General features: G+C 64.1%; 20 protein-coding genes, 2 pseudogenes and 1 other annotated feature. Of the genes and pseudogenes, 9 read left to right on the top strand and 13 right to left on the bottom strand.

All coding sequences use genetic code 11. From position 1 onward, the window contains the following. The first annotated feature begins 21 nt into the window (after positions 1-21). Positions 22-708 (top strand): hypothetical protein, encoded by a 687-nt coding sequence (locus CXR25_RS00925; protein WP_009882075.1) that lies wholly within the window; start codon positions 22-24, stop codon positions 706-708. A 200-nt stretch (positions 709-908) separates the two neighbouring features. Then, the gene (locus tag CXR25_RS00920; RefSeq protein ID WP_009882074.1) at positions 909-1,712 is read left to right on the top strand and encodes a TVP38/TMEM64 family protein; all 804 of its coding nucleotides are present in this window, start codon (positions 909-911) and stop codon (positions 1,710-1,712) included. A 27-nt stretch (positions 1,713-1,739) separates the two neighbouring features. Here CXR25_RS00920 and CXR25_RS00915 read toward each other — a convergent pair whose 3' ends face one another. Then, positions 1,740-2,225 (bottom strand): CueP family metal-binding protein, encoded by a 486-nt coding sequence (locus CXR25_RS00915; RefSeq protein ID WP_125187591.1) that lies wholly within the window; start codon positions 2,223-2,225, stop codon positions 1,740-1,742. A 221-nt stretch (positions 2,226-2,446) separates the two neighbouring features. Between CXR25_RS00915 and CXR25_RS00910 the strand changes: the two genes are divergently transcribed. Then, positions 2,447-3,040: a YdhK family protein gene (locus CXR25_RS00910; RefSeq protein WP_125240287.1), complete on the top strand. Its 594-nt coding sequence runs from the start codon at positions 2,447-2,449 to the stop codon at positions 3,038-3,040. Between the two features lie 50 nt (positions 3,041-3,090). Here the strand turns inward: CXR25_RS00910 and CXR25_RS00905 are convergent, their stop codons facing one another. The 9 genes from CXR25_RS00905 to paaA all read right to left on the bottom strand — a co-directional run bounded on the left by CXR25_RS00905 (position 3,091) and on the right by paaA (position 10,913). Then, positions 3,091-3,867, bottom strand: coding sequence for an enoyl-CoA hydratase/isomerase family protein (locus CXR25_RS00905; RefSeq protein WP_009882071.1), 777 nt, complete (start codon positions 3,865-3,867; stop codon positions 3,091-3,093). A gap of 67 nt (positions 3,868-3,934) precedes the next feature. Then, positions 3,935-4,831 (bottom strand): 3-hydroxyacyl-CoA dehydrogenase family protein, encoded by an 897-nt coding sequence (locus CXR25_RS00900; RefSeq protein WP_096157953.1) that lies wholly within the window; start codon positions 4,829-4,831, stop codon positions 3,935-3,937. After that, positions 4,828-5,655, bottom strand: a complete 828-nt coding sequence (locus tag CXR25_RS00895; protein ID WP_069599191.1) for an enoyl-CoA hydratase/isomerase family protein — start codon at positions 5,653-5,655, stop codon at positions 4,828-4,830. The genes CXR25_RS00900 and CXR25_RS00895 overlap by 4 nt, the downstream gene beginning before the upstream one ends. Then, positions 5,652-6,818, bottom strand: coding sequence for a thiolase family protein (locus CXR25_RS00890; RefSeq protein ID WP_009882068.1), 1,167 nt, complete (start codon positions 6,816-6,818; stop codon positions 5,652-5,654). The genes CXR25_RS00895 and CXR25_RS00890 overlap by 4 nt, the downstream gene beginning before the upstream one ends. 111 nt (positions 6,819-6,929) lie before the next feature. After that, positions 6,930-8,084, bottom strand: coding sequence for a 1,2-phenylacetyl-CoA epoxidase subunit PaaE (paaE, locus tag CXR25_RS00885; protein WP_205676731.1), 1,155 nt, complete (start codon positions 8,082-8,084; stop codon positions 6,930-6,932). Between the two features lies 1 nt (position 8,085). After that, positions 8,086-8,637 (bottom strand): 1,2-phenylacetyl-CoA epoxidase subunit PaaD, encoded by a 552-nt coding sequence (paaD, locus tag CXR25_RS00880; protein WP_236850584.1) that lies wholly within the window; start codon positions 8,635-8,637, stop codon positions 8,086-8,088. Continuing rightward, positions 8,631-9,599 (bottom strand): 1,2-phenylacetyl-CoA epoxidase subunit PaaC, encoded by a 969-nt coding sequence (gene paaC, locus CXR25_RS00875; RefSeq protein WP_009882065.1) that lies wholly within the window; start codon positions 9,597-9,599, stop codon positions 8,631-8,633. The genes paaD and paaC overlap by 7 nt, the downstream gene beginning before the upstream one ends. 13 nt (positions 9,600-9,612) lie before the next feature. Further along, the gene (gene paaB / locus CXR25_RS00870; RefSeq protein WP_009882064.1) at positions 9,613-9,939 is read right to left on the bottom strand and encodes a 1,2-phenylacetyl-CoA epoxidase subunit PaaB; all 327 of its coding nucleotides are present in this window, start codon (positions 9,937-9,939) and stop codon (positions 9,613-9,615) included. Further along, entirely contained in the window at positions 9,936-10,913 is a 978-nt protein-coding gene (gene paaA / locus CXR25_RS00865; RefSeq protein WP_009882063.1) for a 1,2-phenylacetyl-CoA epoxidase subunit PaaA, read from the bottom strand. The genes paaB and paaA overlap by 4 nt, the downstream gene beginning before the upstream one ends. A 482-nt stretch (positions 10,914-11,395) precedes the next feature. Between paaA and paaI the strand changes: the two genes are divergently transcribed. From paaI to CXR25_RS00850, 3 genes are all read left to right on the top strand, one after another. Then, a complete protein-coding gene (paaI, locus tag CXR25_RS00860) occupies positions 11,396-11,899 on the top strand; it encodes a hydroxyphenylacetyl-CoA thioesterase PaaI (RefSeq protein WP_009882062.1) in 504 nt (167 codons plus the stop codon). A gap of 93 nt (positions 11,900-11,992) precedes the next feature. Continuing rightward, positions 11,993-13,288: a phenylacetate--CoA ligase PaaK gene (paaK, locus tag CXR25_RS00855; protein WP_069599190.1), complete on the top strand. Its 1,296-nt coding sequence runs from the start codon at positions 11,993-11,995 to the stop codon at positions 13,286-13,288. A gap of 33 nt (positions 13,289-13,321) precedes the next feature. After that, positions 13,322-13,984, top strand: a complete 663-nt coding sequence (locus CXR25_RS00850) for a TetR/AcrR family transcriptional regulator (RefSeq protein ID WP_096145783.1) — start codon at positions 13,322-13,324, stop codon at positions 13,982-13,984. 61 nt (positions 13,985-14,045) lie between these two features. Here CXR25_RS00850 and CXR25_RS00845 read toward each other — a convergent pair whose 3' ends face one another. Next, complete coding sequence (locus tag CXR25_RS00845; protein ID WP_125240286.1) at positions 14,046-14,888, bottom strand: SMP-30/gluconolactonase/LRE family protein; 843 nt, start codon at positions 14,886-14,888, stop codon at positions 14,046-14,048. After that, entirely contained in the window at positions 14,885-16,147 is a 1,263-nt protein-coding gene (locus CXR25_RS00840) for a glucose-6-phosphate dehydrogenase (protein ID WP_164513912.1), read from the bottom strand. The genes CXR25_RS00845 and CXR25_RS00840 overlap by 4 nt, the downstream gene beginning before the upstream one ends. On the opposite strand from CXR25_RS00840, the pseudogene CXR25_RS19425 reads away from it, so the two are divergent. The 3 genes and pseudogenes from CXR25_RS19425 to CXR25_RS18745 all read left to right on the top strand — a co-directional run. Continuing rightward, positions 16,065-16,319, top strand: a pseudogene (locus tag CXR25_RS19425) (transposase); the annotation flags it as partial. The gene CXR25_RS00840 and the pseudogene CXR25_RS19425 sit on opposite strands and share 83 nt — an antisense overlap. A 21-nt stretch (positions 16,320-16,340) precedes the next feature. Further along, positions 16,341-17,377 (top strand): annotated as a pseudogene (locus CXR25_RS00830) (IS3 family transposase); the annotation flags it as partial. After that, positions 16,418-16,546 (top strand) — a sequence feature (AL1L pseudoknot). Its footprint overlaps the pseudogene before it by 129 nt. Before the next feature lie 91 nt (positions 17,378-17,468). Then, positions 17,469-18,578 (top strand): hypothetical protein, encoded by a 1,110-nt coding sequence (locus tag CXR25_RS18745; protein WP_180959278.1) that lies wholly within the window; start codon positions 17,469-17,471, stop codon positions 18,576-18,578. 64 nt (positions 18,579-18,642) lie between these two features. Here CXR25_RS18745 and CXR25_RS00820 read toward each other — a convergent pair whose 3' ends face one another. Further along, entirely contained in the window at positions 18,643-19,566 is a 924-nt protein-coding gene (locus CXR25_RS00820; protein WP_096157934.1) for an abortive infection family protein, read from the bottom strand. Positions 19,567-19,596: the final 30 nt, after the last annotated feature.

Here is a 19,596-nt window from a genome sequence, read left to right as displayed (position 1 = left end):
GAACCGGGCTAATCTCAGACCATGAGCCTCAACGACCCTGCCCTCGGATTCTTCCACCAGAAATCCAAGGTCAGGGTCGTTTCCATTGCCTTATGGTGTCTAGTCGTCTTCTTCGCGTTCCTCACCGGGTGGGCAGCAGTCGACGCGGGGTCGGGCACAGGTGGAAGTGCTGCAGACCGCGTCCCGGCTCTGCCCATTCTCCAAGCCAGCACATTCGTCCTCGGTTTCGGCACAATGCTCATCGACTTCGCCACTGCAAAAGTACGCGGGGATTTGGCTGGCTGGGCCTTCCTTCGCCTCGTCGGGACCCTGTGCCTCGGCCTGGCCGCAGGTTGGTCCGCCTCGTTGATTGCTCTGCGGGAATTCCCCATCTGGTGGCTGCTGATGATGGTCCTCAGCATCGCCATCCTGTGCATTCCGGCGGGAATCTCCCGATTGCTGCGCCACCGTGAACGTGAACAGTTGCGGGTCCGTTCCACCTTTCGCCCGGTGCCGGCAACTGTGACGAACGTTCAGCTCGTCAAAGAGATGGACATGCTCAAACACAAGGTCACCGTGTCATTCATCGATGACGCAGGACGTCGACGCTGGCACATTGTCAGAACACAACATTCGGGCACACCAGTGAAAGTAGGCGATGCCTGTCGCGTGCAATTCGATCCGGCTCGGCTACGCAGGCACAGCTCAATCGTCGTCAGTTTCGCCTGAGCACTCTGATCAGAACCATCCCAATCGGAGCCGGTCTCCTACCGGTCATGGCGTAGGTGAGTCCGCAATATGGGGCGCCTCCTCGGTGATCTGCTTCAACGCCTCCGCGATCGACTCGACCACCGTCGACACCGGCAGCCTGAGGCCAGCGGCGTGTGCTCGATGCGCTGTCTGAGCTTGTGGGGAAGTAGGATCGAGTCATGCCGAACGACGAGAACCCCGCACTGAACCCGGGCTCTCACGGCACATCCAAGGTGCCCTGGGGATCGATCCTGCGCAATGTGGCATTGGCGCTGGCGGTGCTCGCCGGATTGTGGCTGGTCTTCAACGTGCACCTGCCCTCACTCGACGGCATTCAGAAGCAGATCGCCGATGCCGGCTTCTGGGGATTCGGCATCTTCATCATCCTCTATGCGCTCGTCGCGGCCACGCCGATCCCGGTGACCATCATGGCCGTGGCCGGTGGTCTTGCCTTCGGCCTCATCTTCGGCACGATCCTGTCGATGATCGGAGTCGTGGCCGGCTGCGTCGGCGGCTACTGGGTCGCACGCGGACTAGGCCGCGACACCGTGATGAAGCTCTTGGGCAATCACGCAGCGGCGATCGAATCACGACTGACCAACGGCGGGTTCTATGCGGTGTGCATCCTTCGCCTCATGCCGGGCTTTCCCTACTGGCCGGTGAACTACGGCAGCGGGGCAATGGGGATCAAGAGCCGCACATTCCTCATCGCCACTGTGATCTCGGCCCTGCCGGGTCAGCTGTCCCTAGTCGCGGTCGGCGCCTTCATCGGCAATCCCGGCATCGTCACGGGCACCGCCGTCGGCATCTCGTGGGCCCTGGTCATCGTGCTGACGATCCTCACCTTCCGCCGCTGGAAGTCAGAGCAGAAAGACTCGACGACACCAGAGACCGAAGATGGATACCAGGTTAAAGGTCAGAAGACCGAGGTCGAGCAGCGCCCCGAGATCGAGAGCAAGCCTGAGGAAAAGCCCGAGAGCTGATCAGGCCCTGGTCTCCAGGGCTTCACATCAGGAGAGCCGCAGGTCGGTGATGCAGGTCGCGGCGTCTTCTGCAGTCGAGAAGCCAACAGAACCGAACTTCCCCTCGTGAGTGATGTCGATAGTTCCTTCGAAGTCGCTCGGAACCCAGAAGCCAGCGAAGCCATTGTCGAACGTGGTCACCTGGTCGTCGATGACACGATCACCGGTGGCGCTGTCAGTGATCTGCACGTCAAGCTTCTCGTTGGCCAGCTCCCCACGACAGGTTGTCAGACTGTGATAGAAGCAGTCGTGGGTGGTACTCACATACGGAGCAATCGACACGTACGACTTCTCCTCCGGCAGATCTAAAGTCACCTCTTGCGCTTCACCGGCCAGCACCACCTCGTCGGGGTAGACCGATGCCATGAGATCACTCGGGCGATCATCCACCGCCTGCTGGTCGAGGTGGTCGATGACTTCAACGGCGTCCATGCCACCCAAGCCGTGCTCGGAGAGGAACTCCTCCGTCGACATCGGATCACTCCCCGACCCGGAGCTCGATTCCGCGGCTCCACAGCCCGCCAACACCAAGGTCAGAGCCGCTATGGCGACCCCTCGCCTCAGGTTCACTACGCCCTTCGTCTCTGTACCAATCACGTTGACAACTATACCCCCTCTAGGTATAGCGTCGGCATCGGGTGCCTTCGCGCAGCCCGCGATCGGACCGCCAGTGCCACGGATACCCCGGGAGAGATATGAAGACGTCCAAATCTTTGACGACCATCGCCGCGGTTGCCGCCGCATCAGCGCTGCTGCTGTCGGGATGCGCCAGCTCCGAAGGCGACGAGGCCACTCAGCACTCACAGCATGAGACACCGTCCGAGACGGCATCGAGTGAAGACCACAGCGAGAACCATGAGCACGCCGCGGACGGCGGCCAGCCGCCCACAGGCATCGAAGAGGCATCCGACCCCACATACGCCGTCGGAGACGAGGTCACTCTCACCGCTGACCATATGCCCGGAATGAAAGGGGCGAAGGCGACGATCTCGGGCGCCTTCGAGACCACGACGTATTCGGTCAGCTACACGCCCACCGATGGCAGCGCTCCGGTCAAGGACCACAAGTGGGTCGTCCACGAAGAACTGGAGAGCCCCGGCAAGGCTCCCCTCAAGGACGGAACGAAGGTGACTCTCAACGCAGACCACATGCCCGGAATGAAAGGCGCCGAAGCAACGATCGACAGCTCGACCGAGGACACCGTCTACATGGTCGATCTCGACATGGATGGAATGACAATGACAAACCACAAATGGGTCGTCGAGGACGAGGTCCAGCCCGCCGAGTGATCACAGCGTTCGGTGCAGAGCCCAAACGCAGGAACAGCCCCGACGCCTGATCAGCCGAAGTTCGGTGCTCGTCGCTCCTGGAAGGCTGTGAACCCTTCGGCATAGTCCGGGGTCTGACGCGCGGTCTCCTGGAGATTGGCCTCCTCGGCAAGCACCTGCGCCAGGGTCGGGCGATCATCGGCGAGCTTCTGCACGAAGCCCTTCTCCATCGCGAATGCCTCGGCCGGCCCGGTCACGATCTTCGCCAGCTTCGACTCGACGAAGTCGGACAGTTCCTCAGCTGGGACCGCGCGGGACACGATGCCCGCCGCTGCCGCCTCGGCGCCGGTCATGAAGTCACCGGTGATGATGAGATCCATTGTCCGGTGGTATCCCACCCGGTCGAGGAAGACGTGGTGGGCACCGGAATCGAGCATCGCCCCGATCGCGGCGAACGGCGACCCGAACTTCGCGTTGTCAGCGGCGAAGATGATGTCCGCGGCTGCCGCGACCCCGAAGCCCAAGCCCAGCGCAGCCCCCTGGACCTGCGAGATCACGGGGATCGGCAGGGCGCGGATGGCCTGGAATACAGGCGTGAAGACCTCGGCGAGGAAGGCGTGGGCGTCATCGGTCTCGACGTCGACGGCCGAGATGTCACGACCGGAGCTGAAGACCTTGCCCTCTCCCCTGATCAGCAGGGCACGGACGTTCGGGACCGCCTCGGCGACCTTGGCCACCGCCGCCGCTAGGTCACGGAGGTTATCCGCGTCGAGGGCATTGCGGGAATCGGGGCCGTCGAGGACGATCTCGGCGATGTTTCCCCGGTTGGACAGTCGGATCTCGGTCACGTGTGCTCCCTTGCAGATGACGGTGTTGCAGCTGACAGTACGACAAGCAGGCTTGATGCCTGCCTGGTCACCAAGTATAGAATCCCTGGCCGGATTTGCGACCCAATTGGCCCGCAGCGACCTTGTCCTTCAGCAGCTGAGGCGGCGCGAAGCTGGGCCCCAGCTCTGCCTCGAGATGTTCGGCGATGCCGAGGCGGACGTCGAGGCCGACGATGTCCGTGGTCTTCAGCGGTCCGGCTGGGTGGCGGTAGCCCAGGGTCATCGCATTGTCGATGTCCTCGGCGCTGGCCACCTCCTCCTCGACCATCCGCATGGCTTCCAGGGCCAGGGCCACGCCGAGGCGGCTGGAGGCGAATCCGGGTGAGTCCTTGACCGTGATCGCCGTCTTCCCCAGACCTGCGACCCAGGACTTCGCCACATCGACAAGCGCAGGCTGGGTGTGGGTGCCGACGACGACCTCGACGAGGGCTGAGACCGGGACCGGGTTGAAGAAGTGGAGTCCGATGAGGGCCTGGGGCCTGGGCAGTGCAACCGCGAGCTCATCGATGGACAGGGCCGAGGTGTTCGTGGCGATGCTCGCAGCCGGCGCGTACTTCGCAATGGCGGCCAGGATCTCCTGCTTGAGTTCGACGATCTCCGGGACTGCTTCGACGACGAGCAGTGCCTGATCGAGCAGCGTGGGGTCGCGCACGACTTCGACGCTTCCTCTGACCTCGAGGCCCTTGGACTTCGACTTCTCGATCGAGGCGTCGACGCGTTCCTTGGCTGCGGCCACGGTCTCATCGGTGTTCTCGATGATGATGACGCGGGCTCCGGCGCTGGCGAATGCGTGGGCGATGCCGGCACCCATCCGTCCGCCGCCGTAGACGCCGACGGTCTCCGGGACCTTGGCTGCGTTGTCTGAGTCCGTTGCCGAGTTCGGGGTGTGTACGGCGTCGGGTTCGTGTGCTGTCTGCTCGCTCATTCTGCGGTGCCTTCCTGTTCAGCCTTCTTCCGCTTCTTGGCTTCTCGTTTGGCGAGGAACGCATCCATGCGGGTGTACTTCTCCTCGGTCTCGAAGAGCACGGCCTGAGCGAGGTTGTCGATGAGCGGGTGAGCCTCGCGGGGTGCGTGGAATGCGGACTTGCTCAGTCTCACGGCCAATGGGGCGAAGCTGGCGATTCGGTCGGCCAGTGCCTCGCCGGCAAGTTCGAGGTCGTCGGGGTCGACGACGTCGTTGAGCAGTCCGATCGACTTCGCCTCGTCGGCCTGGAGGGTGCGGCCGGCCAGGAGAATCTCCTTGGCTCGTGGTTCTCCGACGAGTTCGCGCAGACGCCAGGCGGCTCCGGCAGCGGCGAGGATGCCGAGTCCGGCCTCTGGGTTGCCGATCTTCGTCGTCGGTGTCCCGATGCGGAAGTCACAGGCGAAGGCGAGCTCCGCTCCTCCACCCAGGGCAAAGCCTTCGACCAGGGCGATGGTGGGCATCGGCAGTTCTTGGATACGGGTGAAGACCTTCGAGTTGATGCCGGCCAAGGCTTCCTCACGGCCGCGATTGCGCAGCTGCCCGATATCGGCTCCGGCGGCGAAGACGCCGTTCGAACCGGTGAGGATGGCGACCTTCGGATCGGCTTCGAGTTCGGCACACACCTCGTGGAGGGCATCGGCCATGTTCTGGTCGATGGCGTTGCGAACCTCGGGCCGGTTCAGTCGGATGATGACCCGATCGGTGTGGCGCTCGATGAGCAGTGGGGAGTTCGACGCTGCGGTCTCGGCGCTGCTCGCTGCGCCCTCGGCGCCGCCGGCGCTCATGCTCGCTCCAGCAGGAGTGCCGAGCCTTGGCCGACGCCGACGCACATCGTCGCCAGTCCGCGTTTGGCATCGGCCTGTTCGAGGCGGTTGAGCAGTGTCAGGGTGATGCGTGCGCCCGAGCAGCCCAGCGGGTGGCCCAACGCGATCGCGCCGCCGAAGCCGTTGACGGTCTCCGGGTCCAGGCCCAGGTCGCCGATGCAGGCCAGGGACTGGGAGGCGAAGGCCTCGTTGAGTTCGACGGCGTCGAGCTGATCGACGGACCAGCCGACACGGTCCAGTGCCTTGCGGGTGGCAGGGACCGGGCCGATGCCCATGATCTCCGGGGCGACGCCGGCACTGGCACCGGTGACGACGCGTGCTCGGGGGCTCAGTCCGTGCTTCTCGGCGTAGCGTTCGCTGACGAGAATCGTCACCGCGGCACCGTCGTTGAGGGAAGAGGAGTTGCCGGCGGTGATGACGCCGCCGGGGCCGTGGATCGCGCGCAGCTTGGCGAGCTTCTCCACGGTGGTGTCCGCGCGTGGTCCCTCATCGGCGCTGACGTCGCCGATGGGCAGGATCTCGGGATCGAACTTGCCTGCTTCCTGCGCTGCGAGTGCCTTCTGGTGTGAGGCGTAGGCGAAGGCGTCGAGCTCTTCGCGGCCCAGCTTCCATTTCTCGGCCACGCGTTCGGCGGTCTGGGGCATCGACAGGGTCGTGTCCTCGCCGAAGGCGGGGTTGGTGAAGCGCCAGCCGATCGAGGTGTCCCAGGACTTACCCGGCTTCGCCCACGGACGCTGCGGCTTCTCGGTCACCCAGGGGGCGCGGGTCATCGACTCGACGCCACCGGCGACAACCACATCGGCGTCACCAGCTGCGATCATCTGCCGAGCCGTCGTGATCGCGGTCAGCCCGGAGGCACACAGGCGGTTGACGGTGAAGCCAGGAACGGACTCGGGCAGACCCGCCAGCAGCACGGCCATGCGGGCGACGTTGCGGTTGTCCTCACCGGCCTGATTCGCCGAGCCGAGGATCACCTCGTCGATGTCGGACGGGTCGATTCCCGACCGTTCGACAACGGCCTTGAGCGTGGTCGCAACCAGGTCATCGGGGCGCTGATCTGCGAGGACTCCCCCGTAGCGGCCGATGGGTGTGCGCAGTCCGTCCAGGATGAAAGCCTCGGGCATGGGTCTCCTCAGGTGTGATGTGTGGTGCAGCGTCGGCGCTTCTCAAGCCTAGCGACCGAAAGCGCCAGACGCTCGGAAGTCTCGACGATCACGAGTCGCATTCGACCGTGACTATGAGTCGTAGTCGACCGTGACCTCGTCGCTGACGGGGAAGGTCTGGCAGGTGAGGACGAAGTTCGCCTCCACCTCGGCGTCTTCGAGGGCGTAGTTGCGCACCATGTCGACTTCGCCGCCGCAGATCTTGGCGCGGCAGGTCCCGCAGACGCCGCCCTTGCAGGCGAAGGGCAGGTCGGTCCGCGATTCCTGTGCTGAGTCGAGGATCGTCTTGCCCTGCGACATCGCCGAGGTGGTCCGTCGTCCGTCGAGGACGATCGTAACGTCGCTGGTGGCACCTTCGAGCACCTTGTCGGCGTGGACGACCTCCGGTGGCGGTTCGTCGACGTAGAAGAGTTCGAAGTGGACCTTGTCCTTGGGCACGTCGAATTCGTCGAGGACCTTGCGGGCGTCGTTGAGCATGCCGAAGGGCCCGCACAGCCACACATGATCCATGTCGCCGATGGGCACCAGGTTCGACAGAAGCTGGCGCAGCTTGTCCTCGTCGAGTCGGCCGGAGAAGAGTTCGACTTCGCGGGGTTCGCGGGAGAGGACGTGGATGAGGTCGAGCTGCTGGTTGCGGGCGTCCTTGAGGTCCGCGAGCTCCTCGGCGAACATCACGGTGTTCGTGTTCCGGTTGCCGTAGAGCAGAGTGACTGAGGCATCCGGGTTGGACAGCACGGTTGTCGCGATCGAGAGCATCGGGGTGATGCCGGAGCCTGCGGCGATGCACAGGTGCCGTCCGCCGACGTCCGGATCGGCCTGGAAGCTGCCACTGGGCGGTTGAACCTCGATGGTCTCACCAGCGCGGACATCATGCACGAGCCACTGGGAGAAGAGCCCCTCGGGGATCTCGCGGACGCCGATGCGCGGATCGGTTCCTGCCGGGGAGCAGATGGAGTAGGAGCGGCGGTGCTCTGCCCCGTCGATCATCCGACGCAGAGTCAGGGACTGCCCGGCGGCGAAGTCGAAGAGCTCGGCGTACTCGTCCGGGACGTCGAAGGTCACTGCCGCCGAGTCGTCGGTGAGGTGGTCGACAGACTTCACGGTCAGCGGGTAGAAGCTCGACCGGGAGGCGCCCTCGCCCTTGACGGCCGGGTCGGTCGGCTGGGTGCCGTCGGTCGGCTGGGTCGGGGAAGCCGCCTCGGCGCTCTGATTGATCGTCTCGGTCATCTCAGATCTCCTTCACGTGTTCGAACGGTTCGAGGCAGTCGTTGCACTGGTACATGGCCTTGCACGCAGTCGGCCCGAATTCCGAGGACAGCTTCACATTCGCCGATCCGCACAGGGTGCAGACCAGTGCCCGCTTCGTGGGCATCAGGGTCAGTGCCACTGGCCCCGTGTGCCGGGGTGCCTGCCCGGGTGGGGAGATGCCGGCGCCCTTGAGTGCCTGCCGCCCTTCCTCGGTGATCCAGTCACTGGTCCAGGCCGGCGTCAGGGACACCCGCACCTCGGCGTCGGGGAAGCCAGCGTCCTGGAGTTCGCGCTGCAGGTCATCGCGCATCGTCGCCATCGCCGGGCATCCCGAGTAGGTGGGTGTGATGGTCGTGACGACGTGGTCGTCCTCAATCGTGACACCACGAAGCACGCCGAGGTCGACGAGCGTGAGCATCGGCATCTCCGGGTCGGTTACGCGAGCTGCGGCTGCGCGAGCACGATCGAGCGCCTCGGCGTCGGTGGTGTTCTGGGTGGCGGACATCCGGGTCTCGAGTGTTGCGGTCACCATTGTCCTTTCGGGTACTGGCGGGCGACGACCTGCATGTCGGCGAGCATCTTCGACAGTGCTTCGGTGTGCAGTCCGTCGCGGCCCTTCTGTCCTCGCACTCCGGCCAGCGTGCCCCGTTCGGGGCGGTCGATGCCGGCGGCGGCGAAGACCTGGTCGAGGATGACTCCGGCCTCATCGGCCACCTCGGCGGGATCGACACCGATTCCGGCGGCCGCCACCGAGGCTTCGATCGGGTGGGTCTCGAAGAGTTCGTTCCACAGTGGCCAGAGTCCATCAAGTGCCTTCAGGAGGCGAGCCTTCGACTCTTCCGTTCCGCGGGCCAGGGTGAGGACCCAGCGGCCTGCGAAGTCGCGGTGATAGGACATCTCCTTGACGCCCTTGACCGCGATGGCCGAGAGCACGGAGTCGCGGCTGGCCTGGAGGCGTTCGAAGATCGCCAGGCGCCAGGTGGAGTAGATGAGGATCTTCGCGACCGCCTCGGCGAAGTCACCGTTGGGCACCTCGGCGAGGCGGACGTTGCGGAACTGCAGGTCCTCGCGGAAGTACGCGAGGCGGTCCTCATCGGGAACCGGGGAGCCTTCGGGCAGCTCGGGCACGAGACTCGGATCGGCTGCCGCCGTGCGGGCGAGCAGGAGCCGGGACTGGCCGAGCAGGTCGAGGGCGATGTTGGCCAGCGCGATGTCCTCTTCGAGGTCAGGCGCGTTGGAGCACCATTCGGAGATCCGCTGGGAGAAGACGAGGGCGTCGTCGCCGAGCATGAGGCAGTAGGCGGCGAGGTCCTTCGGGTCGACACCCTCGGGCACGGTGGTGTCGACGCCGGCCAGGGGGTCTTCGAAGTCGGTGCCGAAGGCCCAGTGCGCGTCGTTGACGAGCAGGCCCGAATAGGCGTTTTCGTGGTCGCCGTGTTCGATGTTGGCACCGGCCTCGTCGTGGTCGACGTTGATGGAAGGTTCGTTGGTCATCGTCAGACCCTCCTCACATGTGGGGGACATCGTCGGGGATGTCGTAGAAGGTCGGGTGGCGGTAGACCTTGTCGCCTGCGGGGGCGAACATGGGGTCCTTCTCATCGGGGCTCGAGGCCGTGATCGACGAGGAGCGCACGACCCACAGGCTCACGCCTTCGTTGCGGCGGGTGTACACGTCGCGGGCGTGGCGCAGGGCCATCTGGTCATCGGGAGCGTGCAGCGATCCGACGTGGACGTGGTTGAGTCCGCGCTTGCCGCGCACGAAGACCTCATAGAGGGGCCATTCGCCGCGGACGCTCGGGGTTCCTGCGGTGCCGGAGTTGGTGTCTGCGCTCATTTGGCGGCCTCCTCGGAGGTGGTGTTTGTGGTGTTCTCGGCGAAGGCGAGCGCGGCTTCACGCACCCATGCTCCTTCGTCCCAGGCGCGCTTGCGGTGGGCCACACGCTGTTCGTTGCAGGGGCCATTGCCCTTGACGACGGCCCAGAACTCGTCCCAGTCAGGGGTCGAGAAGTCGTAGTGGCCGCGTTCTTCGTTCCACTTCAGGCCCTCGTCGGGGAAGGTCACGCCCAGGGCTTCGGCCTGCGGGACGGACATGTCGACGAATTTCTGGCGCAGCTCGTCGTTGGTGTGGGTCTTGATGCCCCATTCCATCGACTGCTCGGTGTTGGGTGAGTCATCATCGGGTGGGCCGAACATCATCAGCGAGGGCCACCAGAAACGATTGACCGATTCCTGGACCGAGGCGCGCTGCTCTTCGGTGCCGCGCATCATGGTCATCAGCAGTTCGTAACCCTGGCGCTGGTGGAAGGACTCTTCCTTGCAGACGCGGATCATGGCGCGACCATAGGGGCCGAACGAGGTCCGGCACAGCGGCACCTGGTTGCAGATCGCCGCACCGTCGACGAGCCAGCCGATCGTGCCGACGTCGGTGTAGGACAGCGTCGGGTAGTTGAAGATCGAGGAGTACTTCTGCTTGCCAGCGATGAGCTTCTCGGTGAGCTCGTTGCGGGTTGCGCCGAGGGTCTCGGCGGCGGAGTAGAGGTAGAGGCCGTGACCGGCCTCGTCCTGAACCTTGGCCAGCAGGATCGCCTTGCGGCGCAGCGAGGGCGCGCGGGAGATCCAGTTACCCTCGGGCTGCATGCCGATGATCTCCGAGTGCGCGTGCTGGGCCACCTGCCGCACGAGAGTCTTGCGGTAGTTCTCCGGCATCCAGTCGCGCGGTTCGATCCGGTCTTTGGCTTTGATCGTCACCTCGAACTGAGCCTCGAGCTCTTCGGCGTCGAACTGGTTCTCATTGATCTGCGTTGTCATGACCACTCCACCCTTGGACGTGCCCTTCCGGCTTCTGCGTTCGGTCCGCCCATCGTAAGTCCGACGCACCGGCGAAACCATTTACTGACCATTTGTTCTGTATTGTTCACTATCAGTGTGGCACACCGCACGCCAAGGTGCAACGCACTGAGCGGCAACAGCGACGCTTGCGGCATCTCCCTCGACACACCGGCGTCGCTCCGAGGCAACGACGCAGGCACAGTGGCCTCGGCGCTCCGTCGATGTCTCGAGCTTCAGGCCCGCCCACCTCAGGGTTCCAATCCGCCAGTTTTGGCGAGAACTGGCCGTCCGACTTGACAGAGACGCCGATCACAACCATATTTATTGACCAGATGGTCGTTTATTCTTCGAAGGTGCCACGACCGGGAACTTCGGACTGCTGACAGCCATCGTCCACATAAGGTCACCACTGCCCAGCGAGTGATCACCACAGCAATCAGCGACTCGAAGGGGAGCCTGACATGGGAGAGCCCAGTCCCGAGGCAACGACAACCGCTCGCACGGCGACGTCTGCCGACAGTACGAGCGCCGAATCGGGCACGGACAGCGAGCAGCTGACCGGTGCTGCGGCGATGTTCGCCAACGATCGCGCATCTCAGCACCTGGGCATCACCGTCGATGACCACGGCCCCGGCTGGGCGCAGTGTTCGATGACGATCACCGACATCATGGCCAACGGGCACGAGATCACCCACGGCGGCTACATCTTCCTCTTCGCCGACACCACCTTCGCGATGGCCTGCAACTACCCCGGCTCGATCACCGTCGCCTCGGGCGGCGACATCGACTTCCTCAAGCCCACATACGTCGGCGACAAACTCATCGCCCGCGGCAAAGAGATCGTCAAACAGGGCCGCTCAGGCATCTACGACATCGAAGTCACTCGCGGCGACGAGATCGTTGCCACCTATCGCGGCCGCTCCCGCACCCTGCCCCCACCGAAGCCCGCGACACCTTCGACCTGACCCCTCCCCTCACCCGGCACTCCCCCGAAACGGCGCCCCACCTCGGCGCCCCACGAATTGCGAAGCACAACAGGATTGACCAAGGAGACAACGATGACTGACACCGAACTCGACGCCGGACAGCGCATGAGCCTCGACGAGCTGCGCGCCGACCAGCTCGCGAACCTCAAATCCACGGTCACGAAGGTCTATGAGAAGGTCCCGTTCTACAAAAAGGCCTTCGACGACCTCGGCGTGACTCCCGCGGACATCACCAGTCTCGACGACATCTCCAAACTGCCGTTCACGAACAAGCAGGATCTGCGCGACAACTACCCGTTCGGGATGTTCGCCGTTCCGCGCGAAGAAGTCGCCCGTGTCCATGCCTCCTCGGGCACGACCGGACTGCCGACCGTCGTCGGCTACACACTGGGTGACCTCGACAAATGGGGCAGCCTCATCGCCCGTTCGATCCTCGGCGCCGGCGGCAAGCGCGGCCAGATGATGCACAATGCCTACGGCTACGGCCTGTTCACCGGCGGACTGGGCGTCCACGGCGCCGAGCGCCACGGCTTCACCGTCATCCCGATCTCCGGCGGCCAGACTCAGCGCCAGGTGCAGCTGATCCAGGACTTCAAGCCCGACATCATCACGGCCACGCCGACCTACCTGCTCACGATCCTCGACGAATTCCACAAGCAGGGCATCGACCCGACCACGACGAGCCTGAAGACCGCGATCTGCGGCGCCGAACCGTGGACCGACGAGATGCGCAAGGAGATCGAGAAGTCCTTCAACATCAACGCCGTCGACATCTACGGACTCTCCGAGGTCATGGGCCCCGGCGTGGCCTGCGAATCCGCAGTCACGAAGGACGGACCGACCATCTGGGAAGACCACTTCTACCCGGAGATCGTCGACCCCTACACCGGCGAGGTTCTGCCCGACGGCGAAGAGGGCGAACTCGTCTTCACCTCGCTGACGAAGGAAGCCCTGCCGATCATCCGCTACCGCACCCACGACCTGGCGAGCCTGCTGCCAGGCACCGCGAACCCGAACTTCCGTCGCATCTCACGCATCACCGGCCGCTCCGATGACCTCATCATCATCCGCGGCGTCAACGTCTACCCGGCCAACGTCGAGTCCGTGCTCTTCGAGTTCGCCCACCTCAGCCCCCACTTCCAGCTCGTCCTCACCCGCCCCGGCCGAATGGACGAGGTCACCGTCGAGGTCGAGTGCCGCGAAGGAGTCGGCGCCGCCGAACTCGACGGCCTGGGCGGATTGGTCGCCGCTCGGATCAAGGAGCGCCTCGGCGTCTCGTCGACCGTGTCGGTGCTCCAGCCCGGCGAGCTGCCCCGCTCGGTCGGCAAGCTCAAGCGCATCATCGATCGCCGCGAGGGCCTGCGATGAGCTGCCAGGTACAGGCTGGTTAGACTGGTGCGCATGCCGAAAACGACTTCACCTGCGCCGACACCTGACATCGAGTCGGGTGTCGATGCTTCCGTGGACGCTGCACCCAAGCGCAATCGTCGCGGACGGCCCGGCTATGACCGGGAGACGCTGATCAACAAGGCCACCGAGGTCTTCGTCACGCGCGGCTATGACGGCACATCGATGGACACCGTGGCCCGCGAGCTCGGCATCACGAAGTCTGCAATCTACCATCACGTGAAGTCGAAGGAAGAGCTGCTGCATCTGGCGATCAACCGCGGCATTCGCGCCCTCGACTCAGCAGTTGAGGCCGAGAGTCAGCGCCCAGGGCTGGACGCCCTCGAGCGCCTGCGTGCCGCCGTTCATGCCAGCGTTGTCATCCTCATCGAGTACCACCACTCCGTGACTCTGCTGCTGCGAGTGCGCGGGAACTCCGCCGTCGAGGTCGAAGCTCTCGAGCAGCGACGCAAGATCGACGACAAGATTCGCGTCCTCGTCGCCGCAGCGATCGAGGAGGGCGGGCTGCGCTCGGACTTCACACCCGGCCTGATCACACGTCTGCTCTTCGGCATGGTCAACTCCATCACCGAGTGGTATCGCCCCAGCTACCCCGTCGACCCCGAGAGGATCGCCGACGCCGTCACCTCGATGGCGTTCAACGGCCTCGAGGTCTGAGAGTCGGCCGACTGAGAATCGGCCAGCTGACAAACGGCCAGCTGGGAGCTGACCGTAACTCCTACCCTGCGAACTCGCGCAGCGGCAGTCCGGCCACCCCCACCTCGGCGACGAACAGGGCACCCGCCAGTGGATCTGCCGCTGTGTCCACATTCTCCTGCGAGGTGGTGATGAAGAGCCGATCGAGGTTCTCTCCGCCGAACGTGCAGGCAGTGACCTTGCCGGCGCCGACGTCGACGATTCCGTCCAGGGTGCCGTCGGGTCGGTAGCGGTGAACCGCTCCCCCGTTGACCACGGCCGTCCACACACAGCCTTCGCTGTCGACGGTGAGCCCATCGGGACGACCGCCGTCGGGGAGTTCGACGAGGATCCGACGGTTGCGCAGTCCCTCTTCGGGGTCGAAGTCGAAGACGGCAACCTGGCCCGTAGGTGTGTCGTTGTAGTAGGCGAGTGAACCGTCGGGACTCCATTCGAGGCCGTTGGATACGGTCACGCCCTCGAGCATGATGTCGACTCGGCCTTCGGGACTGAGACGATAAAGCGATGCCGCGCCGGGGCTCTGGTCGTAGGCCATCGATCCGCACCAGAAGTTCCCCTGCGGATCGCAGCCGCCCTCGTTCATGCGGATGCCCGGCGAAGTCCACACTTCGGGCAGGGGGTCGATCTGCCCGTCGGGACTTTCGAGGGCGAAACCGCGCTCGATTCCGATGACCGCGCCACCGCCTCGGCGAGGGCGGACTGCCGCGGCGACCTCGGCGACGTGCTGGCGTTCGATCCGGTCATCACGCAGCGTCAGGAAGTCGCCGGCGAGCATGTCGACCCAGCGCAGGCCGCCCCAGGACGGCGACCACGCAGGGCCTTCGCCGTGATAGGCGATCGGATCGGTGATCTGCTCGGCTCTCATGGCTGCTCCCCTGCGCCCGGCTGAGGCTGCGGTCCTGGCGGTGGCTCCGAATCCGGGCCCGAGCTGCCCGCGGGATAGTCCTCCATCGGCACGGACCCATCTGCCCAGGCTTCGAGGACCGGGGTGAGGATCTGCCAGGCCAGTGTCGATTCCTCCGGTCCGGCGGCCAGGTCAGACTCTCCATCGAGGATGTTCTTGAGCACATGTCCGTACGGGGAGAGCTCCGGTTTCGGCTGCTCACCGATCAGACTCATCGGGGTCAATCTGTCTCGGGAGCTGCTCGAATTGAGAGCGAGCTCGATGTCGAAGGGTCCGTCGAGGCCGATCCACAAGCGCGCACCCTGCTGTGCAGCACCGACGGGGCGGAAGAGGATTTCGATGCCCTTGCGTGTGCAGTCGATAGCCTTTCCCGTGCGCAGACGGAACCGGGTACCTGCCCAGCGGGGAGAGTCGATCTGCAGGACAACCTCGGCGAAGGTCTCGGTGTCGCGGTTCCCATCGACACCGTCTTCGTCGATGTAGTCAGGCACCATCTTCCCCGCGGCCTCCGGTTCGTCGGCGAGCGTCCCGGCGGTGTAGCGGGCGCGACGGGTGGAGGTCAGAACGTCAGCGGGCGACAACGGTCGAACGGCGGACAGGAGTTCGACTTTGCGGGCGTGCAGTTCTGCCGCGCTCGGCCACCCCGATTCGATTCCCTCGGGCCGCTCCATGGCACTCATCGTCAGCACCTGCATCAGGTGGTTCTGCAGGACGTCCTTGAGGGCGCCCGTGCTGTCGTAGAACCGGGCTCGCCCCTCGAGCGCGATGGCCTCATCCCACAGCAGCCGGAACTCCTCGATGTGTTCACCGTTCCAGACCGCCTCGGGCAGGGGGTTGGCGAATCGCAGTGCCAGCATCGCCTGCAGCGGAGCCATCCCGAGGGCATGGTCGACGTTGAAGACGATCGTGGCAGCTTCATCAGCGAAGAGCTCGCCGAGGAGGTCGTCCAGTTCCTCGGCACCGCTGAGGTCATCGCCGAAGGGCTTCTCCATCGCGATCCGACTGCCTGCGGGAAGGTCCGCTGCCGCCACGGCTCGCAGCGCATCGGGCATGAGACCGGTGGGCAGTGCGAGATAGACGGTCACCGGAGAATCCTGTGCATTGCCGGTTGCTGCGGACGCGTTGCCGGTCGCTGCAATGAGGTCGGCCATATCGGTCGGGTCGGTGACATCGGCGGGGATAATAGAGGCAGGGAGATTGGAAGAAGGAGATTCTCTCATGCCAGTGAAGTACACCGACGAGCTCAAGGCTCGTGCCGTCGAGCTCGTCATCCATGCTCAAGCGGATCCGAACACCGCAAACGGAGCGATTGCCCGTGTAGCCAAAGAGCTCGGGGTGAGCAAGGAAGCGCTGCGGGTGTGGGTGCGTAAGCACAAAGACTCGGGCACAGCGACGCCGGCGGACTCCGTTGATCTTGAGGCTGAGAACCGTAGGTTGCGGGCTGAGTTGGCTGAATCGAAACGGGCAAACGAGATTCTTCGCCGTGCCTCGGCTTTCTTCGCGGCGGAGCTCGACCGCCCATCAAAGTAATCGTCACCTTCATCGACGATCATCGCGACGAGTTCGGAGTCGAGCCAATCGTGCGCGCCCTGAAGAGGACGGCGGCACGGATTGCTGTGAGCTCGTATTACGCGTTCAAGAAGCGTCAGCCATCGGCTAGGGCCCGTCGGGATCAGGCGCTGATGGTGGTGATCCAGGACGTCTATGAGGCGAACTACTCCTGCTACGGGGTGCGGAAGATGTGGAAGGCGATCAACCGCGAGTACACCGATCGGTTCGGGCATGTTGCTCGGTGCACGGTGGAGCGGTTGATGCGCCAGTTGGGCATCGACGGGATCCGGCGGAAGCGGAAGCGTCCGAAGACGGCTTCGGCTAGGGCTGAGGAGTGTCCGGATGATCTTGTCGAGCGTGAGTTCGCAGCACCGGCACCCAATTGTCTATGGGTCGCTGACATCACCTATGTTCCGACGTCTGCTGGGTGGGTGTACACGACGTTCATCCTTGATGTGTTCCACCGGGAGATCGTCGGCTGGCAGGTGACGAACCATATGCGGGAGTCTCTGGCCAGGGACGCTCTGACGATGGCTCTGGCGGCGAAATATAGGGGTGGTGAAGATGTCTCCGGGCTTGTCCACCACAGCGACCGCGGCGTTCAATTCCGATCGATTCGCTACGGCGAGACCCTGGCGGAATCCGAGGTCGTGGCGTCGGTGGGGTCACGTGGAGACTCGTACGACAATGCCATGGCCGAGGCTCTGAACTCGGTCTACAAGGCAGAGTTGATTGACCGGAAGGTGTGGTCGGGGTTGATCGAGGTGATGGCGGAGACGTCGAAGTGGGTGGCCTGGTACAACCAGACACGGTTGCATTCAGCGATTGACTACCGCCCGCCGTTCGAGGTCCATTCGGAATGGATCAACCAGCCCGCGATTGAACCCGCGGCTGCTTAGGAAACCAAGAAAAGGAGCCTCTACGAAACCCGGTGCTTGACACACCGTCTACGGCCCCTTTGACACCGACACGGTCCTGACTGATGAACTGGTGGTTGATGACGCTCCGGTGTTGACGGTGCTCACGACTCCGGCACGCAACGGCACCTACCAGCTGGGCTATACCGATGCAGATCAGATTCGCCCCACCGAGCCGGGCTACTACGTGATTGTCTCAGATTTTGCAGGCGATGACCGGGTGCAACCGTTCCGCTCCTCACCGGCGGACATTCTGGAACGCTTCTACGTACCCCAACCGCCCGCACCGGGTGTGGAGGTGACGGTGACGACGAAGGCGACCCCGGAAGCGTTCGTCGGCGACCCGATCAGCGACACCGCGATCGTCGAAGGGCATGTGCCCGACGGCGCATATCTCGTGTTCCGCGCCTACGGCCCATACTCCGAGCAGCCGATGATGGGTGAAGAGGGGGAACCGTTCTTCATCTCCGACGAAATCCCGGTGGATGGGGCTGGCGAGTATGAATCCGGGGTCACGAGCGTGGATACGGCGGGGCTCGTGTTCTGGGTCGAAACGCTCCACGCCCCAGATGGTGCCGTGCTCGCGGAGGGCTTCATCGGAGCGCCCGGTGAAACGACCATCGTGCACGAACGTCCCACCGACGTCACCGTGACGACGAAAGCGGTCCCCGAGGTGACGCTCGGCGATCCAGCTCACGACGTCGCTATTGTCACCGGCGATGTGCCAGAGGGTGCGATGCTCGTGTTCCAGGCCTACCGCCAAACCGGCGCTGAGGCGGTGTGTGACGTCGAGAACCTGGTGTTCGACACGCACGACGAACTCATCCCGGTCACTGGGGCAGGCGAATATGTGTCGGCCGAAGTGGTGTTCGAGGAAGTGGGCACGTACTTCTGGATCGAAACGCTCTACGACCGGGACGGTGAGATGCTGCACCGCGGTGAGTGCGGAGCAGCAGGTGAGACCACGAAGGTGGTCGAGAAACCGGTGACCCCGTCTGGACCTCCGTCGCTTGCGGTCACTGGAGCCGGATGGTCCTGGGCAGGGATTATCGCCGCGCTGATGCTGACCGCGACTGGCGGGATCCTCTGGTTCGGGAGGAAGCTCGCCCTGTATCGGGAGCGCACCGGGTACGTTCGCGACGAGGATCTCGCCGCGGAACTCGAGGAACTCACGCAGGAGTAGCCCAGGGCAGAAATGATGAGTGAGGGGCTGCGCCACTGGATGGTGCAGCCCCTCACTCATCTGTCTATTCGTTATTGGAGTGTTCGTGCCAGGTGTCGGCGATGAACTGTGCCACGGCGACTGTGGAGTTGAACACAAGGCGGGCATGTCTCGGGGAGGCTGGGCTCAAATCGCTGGCACCGTGTCCGTTACCGATGGAGTTTCGCGATTCGGCGATGGACTGCACCGTAGTGGTGAGCGCGCGCATAGCCTTTCGCAAGGCATCGCTGCCGCGTGAGTCACCTTCGACCGCATTCGCATTGATGTTGAGGCTTGATGAGACCTTCGCGAACAACCCGGGAAGCTCATCTCGCTCAGAGAACTCGACGCCGAGGTCAGTAAGGACGATCTTGCACTGGCTCTCGATCAAGTTCTTGCACGAGGAGATAGCGGTAGCAGGGTCATCGTTCAGATCGCGGTCGATCATGTCCAGGTGTCGCCGGAGAACCGCATTCTCAGTGAGATCTGGTGTCTGGGTCAGAGTCAGCGTTGCGGGCGCGTGATAGGCAGCGATGTGTCGTGACGCATAGATGACGCGGTCGCCGAAGTTATCCGCCGGATAGAGTTCGAATCCGTCGCGGCGGAGCGTGTCGTTGTAAGCGGTCACCATCGCCGCAGCCGCTTCAGGATCGTCCCGCACAACTGGGTGCACCGTTTCGACAAGGAAGTTCAGAAGGTTCTCGTCGGTGCCGTCTCGGAGCTGGAATCGGTCGTCGCTGAAGACCCAATCGTCTTCCCAATCCCAGTTGTTGACGGTGTGCTGGTAAATGTCGCCAGTGGCGGTGTTATATCGAGAATCCGTGCTGGGCAGCAGCTCTAGTTTGTAGAGGCGCGCTAGGAATTCGGGGTGCTCCAACCGTCCGGACCAGCGGTATTCGGATAGGGCGAGCCAGTCGAGCAGATTGTTCCGGGTACTGCGGTTGATCCGCCTCCCGCTCACAGAAGTCATACATTGAGTTTATCGAGGCAACTTCTGGGC

The sequence above is a fragment of the Brevibacterium aurantiacum genome (genome assembly GCF_003932995.1).
GTDB classification, from domain to species: Bacteria; Actinomycetota; Actinomycetes; order Actinomycetales; family Brevibacteriaceae; genus Brevibacterium; species Brevibacterium aurantiacum.
The sequence above is the reverse complement of the archived record's forward strand: the minus strand, read 5'-3'. Positions and strand labels throughout refer to the sequence as shown.